2 protein-coding genes are annotated in these 4481 nt (G+C 38.5%); both read left to right on the forward strand.

Annotated features, from left to right (window positions below; translation table 11 throughout):
• The first annotated feature begins 215 nt into the window (after positions 1-215).
• Positions 216-3134 (forward strand): exo-beta-1,4-galactosidase, encoded by a 2919-nt coding sequence (locus tag ACR2F7_RS10560; protein WP_432713535.1) that lies wholly within the window; start codon positions 216-218, stop codon positions 3132-3134.
• Between the two features lie 148 nt (positions 3135-3282).
• On the forward strand, positions 3283-4481 hold a 1199-nt coding region (locus ACR2F7_RS10565), incomplete at its 3' end, for a glycoside hydrolase family 97 N-terminal domain-containing protein (protein ID WP_432713536.1).

A 4481-nucleotide genomic window follows, 5' to 3' on the forward strand; every position in this document is an offset into this window, starting at 1 on the left:
AACTAAAGATCCAAAAGCGCTGACACATTTTGTTTGCAATACAATAACCGGTATGAGGGTGTATGCAAAGGTTAGAACTGACAGGCAATTCTTTGATCATATTGTAGAAACAACGATGTCAGTTTTCGATTGATAAGAAGCGTGGTTTTGACAGCTTAACTGCCTATTGAAGATTGTTTAATAGATAAAAAAGAACTAAATATAAATTATTAATAATGAACTTTAAATCTCTGGGAATCCACATTTTGCTGATTTTTATTGTATTGATCAATTTCAATGCTAATGCACAAACCATTAATTTGAAAGGAACATGGCAGTTTAAAACTGATCAAACTAATAGTGGGATTAAAGAGAAATGGTACCTAAAAAAGTTTTCAGAAAAAGTGCAGCTACCAGGCTCTATGGCTGGAAACCTGAAGGGCGACGACATCACACTCAAAACGAAATGGACAGGTTCGATCTACGACAGCTCATTTTACTTCAATCCACATCTTGCCAAATACAGAAAAGCTGATAACATCAAAATCCCTTTTTGGCTTACACCTGCTAAACATTATGTAGGTGCCGCATGGTACAAACGAGAAGTGAATGTGCCCCAAAATTGGAACGGCAAAAAAATCAAGCTTTATTTAGAGCGGGCACATATTGAAACCACCGTTTGGGTTGATGGAAAGCCCGCGGGCAAGCAGGTAAGCCTTGTAGCACCCCATGAATATGATTTAACCAATGTACTATCTCCAGGACAACATACTATTGCCATTCGTGTTGATAACGATACCAAAGTGATGAATGTTGGTCCAGATTCCCATAGTATTACCGATCACACCCAGGGTAATTGGAACGGCATAATTGGTAAGATGGAATTACAAGCTTCAGCACTTGTATATCTAACCGATGTACAGATCTATCCAAACATCCATCAAAAATCTGCAACGGTAAAACTGAAGTTTCAAAATGACAGTAAAAAAGATTTTAACGGTACTGTTTCTCTGGCTGCAAAAAGCTTCAATAGCAAAACACCTCACGAAATACCAAGCTTTGCCACTAAAATAAATATTGCCTCTAACAAAAACATGGAATTAAGCATGCAGGTTTCTCTTGGCGAAGCTATGCAGTTATGGGATGAATTTAATCCAGCTTTATATCAACTCACTGCCGCAATTCAGGAGAAGGGAAAAGTTATAGCTGAGAAAGAAACGACATTTGGAATGCGGGAGTTTGCTATCAAAGGCTCACAATTTTTAATCAATGGCAGACCCGTATTTTTAAGAGGTACTGTAAATAATTGCGAATTCCCCTTAACAGGATATCCAGCAACATCTGTTGAAGAGTGGCAAAAGATATATGCTATAGCCAAAGCACACGGTTTAAACCACATGCGTTTTCACTCCTGGTGCCCACCAGAAGCGGCATTTAAAGCGGCAGATTTAATGGGTTTTTATATTCAGCCTGAAGGACCCAGCTGGCCAAACCACGGGGTAAGTATTGGAAGAGGTTTTGCCGTAGATAGTATTTTATATAATGAAACGAATCTCATGGCGAAGTACTATGGAAATTACGCTTCTTATGCATTATTGGCAGCAGGAAATGAACCAGCTGGCGACCAGGTCCGTTATCTTAATACCTTCATAGATTATTGGAAAAAGAAAGACCAGCGTAGAGTTTATACAGGTATGTCGGTAGGTGGAAGCTGGCCAATTGTACCCAATGCTGAATTTCAGGTAAGGGGAGGGGTAAGAGGTTTAGACTGGAACAAGAGACCAGAATCTTTGTCAGATTTTAGCGAAGCTATCAACAAATTTACGGTGCCATTTGTAGCACATGAAATGGGGCAGTGGTGTGTATTCCCCAATTTTAATGAGATTAAGGATTATAAGGGTATTTACCGTGCTAAAAATCTAGAGCTTTTTGAAGAAGACCTAAATGACCAGGGAATGGGTGAGCAGGTAAAAGACTTTTTAATGACTTCGGGCAAATTGCAAGCACTATGTTATAAAAACGAAATTGAGAAAGTTTTTCGTACACCAAATTATGCAGGTTTCCAATTACTAGGTTTACAAGATTTCCCTGGACAGGGCACCGCTTTGGTGGGTGTACTCAATGCTTTTTGGAAAGAAAAAGGGTATATTACTGCTCAAGAATTTTCAAGATTTTGTAATACAACCGTTCCATTGGCAGGCTTCCCTAAATTCGTTTTCACCAATAATGAAATATTGAATGTGAAAATTAATCTCGCTCATTTTGGACCGACACCATTAACCAATAAAACGTTCCATTGGGAAATTACTGATGGTCTAACGGTCGTTACCAAAGGCAATATAGAAACCAAATACATTGATTATGGAACAGGTATCCCTATAGGAGATCTTTCCTTTCCACTAAGTGGCATTGCCAAAGCCAGCAAATTAAAATTAACTGTAGCTATAGAGGGAACCACCTTTATCAATGACTGGGATTTCTGGGTTTATCCTGCTGAAGCAAATGTGGCGAAAACAACTGTTTATTATACCACTGAATTTGATGAAAAAGCCAAATCGGTCTTAGCCGCTGGCGGAAAGGTGTTTTTTAATGCAGCAGGTAAGGTGATCAAAGGTAAAGAGGTTGCAATGAGTTTCACGCCCGTATTTTGGAATACGTCATGGTTCAAAATGAGACCACCTCACGTTACTGGGATGTTGATTGCAGCAAAAAGTCCAGCATTTAACCAATTCCCAACAGATTTTTATAGCGACTTACAATGGTGGGAAATTGCCAATAAATCGCAGGTTATGATTTTAGAAGATTTCCCAAAAGGGTTTAAGCCGTTAGTGCAGCCTATAGATACCTGGTTTTTGAACCGCCGACTAGGGCTAATTTTTGAAGCAAAAGTGGGCAAAGGGAAATTGATTGTATCGAGTGCAGATTTAAAGCCAGAAACTGATCAAACTAAACCTGCTGCCCGCCAACTTTTTAATAGCCTGATCAGTTATATGAATACTGACGATTTTGATCCTAAAAATGAAGTTAGTTTTGAATTGATAAAAGACATTTTAACCAGTCCTTCAAAATACCAGTTTGACACTTATACAAAAGATAGTCCCGATGAATTGAAACCAAATTCAAATCAAAACAATCCAAAAATAAAAAAGAACTAGTTATAGTGAGCGGTTTAAAGATTTGGGTGTGATAAAAAATTAAGATCTTACCCACTTAGACAAATCTGCTATTAATTTGTTCATTTTTGTAATCAATCAAGTCATTGATCAGTTAGTTTTGATTAACAACCATAACTAATTGTCTTTGATGAAGAATTTTTTGATTGCACCTTTATTATGCTTTTTTTTTCTTTCTGGCTTCGCACAGGATGCTTTTTTATTGAGCCCAGATAAACAACTAAAGGTTAACCTATTGATAGCGGATGGGAAACCCATGTATTCCGTTATTTACAAGGGTAAAATGCTACTTGAAAATTCACCTCTTGGACTTCTGACAAATGAAGGTGATTTCTCTACAGGAGTGAAATATGTGAGCATGGTGGAAAGCACTGTGAGTAAAGATTACGCCCAAGACAGAATAAAAAAATCAAATATTTCTTACCGGGCAAATAAACTCATCTTTACCCTTCAGAACGCTGATAAAAAGGCCATCAGCATCGTGTTTCAGGTGAGTAATAATGATATAGCCTATAGGTATGAATTACCTGCCTGGGCACCCACAATGTCTTGTATTATTGAAAAGGAGGCAACGGGGTTTAAATTTCCCGCCACTACAACTACATTTCTATCACCAATGATGAGGCCAATGACCGGATTTGCCCGTACGGCGCCAAGTTATGAAAGCGCTTATACAGCTGATGCTCTAATGAATACCAATAACCAAAATGAGGGTTATGTGTTTCCCGGGCTCTTCCATGTTGACAATAAATATTGGATTCTAATTTCTGAAACGGGGGTTAACGGTCAATACTGTGCTTCACACCTCAGTTCTTACTCAAAAGATAATGTTTTTACCATTGAGTATCCCAATATCAAACAAAATAATGGATTTGGAAGCTCAGGTGCAGCTGTTGCGCTTCCGGGGATTACACCATGGAGAACGATAACTGTTGGTGATCATCTTAAACCTATAGTGGAAACTACTATTCCCTTTGATGTTGTAGAGCCACTTTATGAGGCATCTCAACCCTATAAATTTGGTCGTGCCACATGGAGTTGGATTGTATGGCAGGACAACAGTATGAACTACGATGACCAGGTGAAGTACATCGATCTTGCTGCAGACCTGAAATATGAATATATTTTGATGGATGCCCTATGGGACACTAACATCGGTAAAGAGAGAATGAGTGAACTGGTAAAATACGCTAATTCTAAAGGTGTTAATGTTTTCCTTTGGTACAACTCAAATGGACAGTTTAATGATGCTCCTCAAGGTCCGCGAAATAAAATGAACACTGCTGTAGAGCGCAAGAAGGAAATGAAATGGCTTCGTGACATAGGCGT

Origin of the sequence: Pedobacter sp., from assembly GCF_045628745.1 — a bacterium.
GTDB lineage: Bacteria > Bacteroidota > Bacteroidia > Sphingobacteriales > Sphingobacteriaceae > Pedobacter.

What these genes read in the sequence shown, in the direction of transcription:
- ACR2F7_RS10560 (WP_432713535.1), top strand. Translation starts at nt 216, where the DNA reads ATGAACTTTAAATCTCTGGGAATCCACATTTTGCTGATTTTTATTGTA.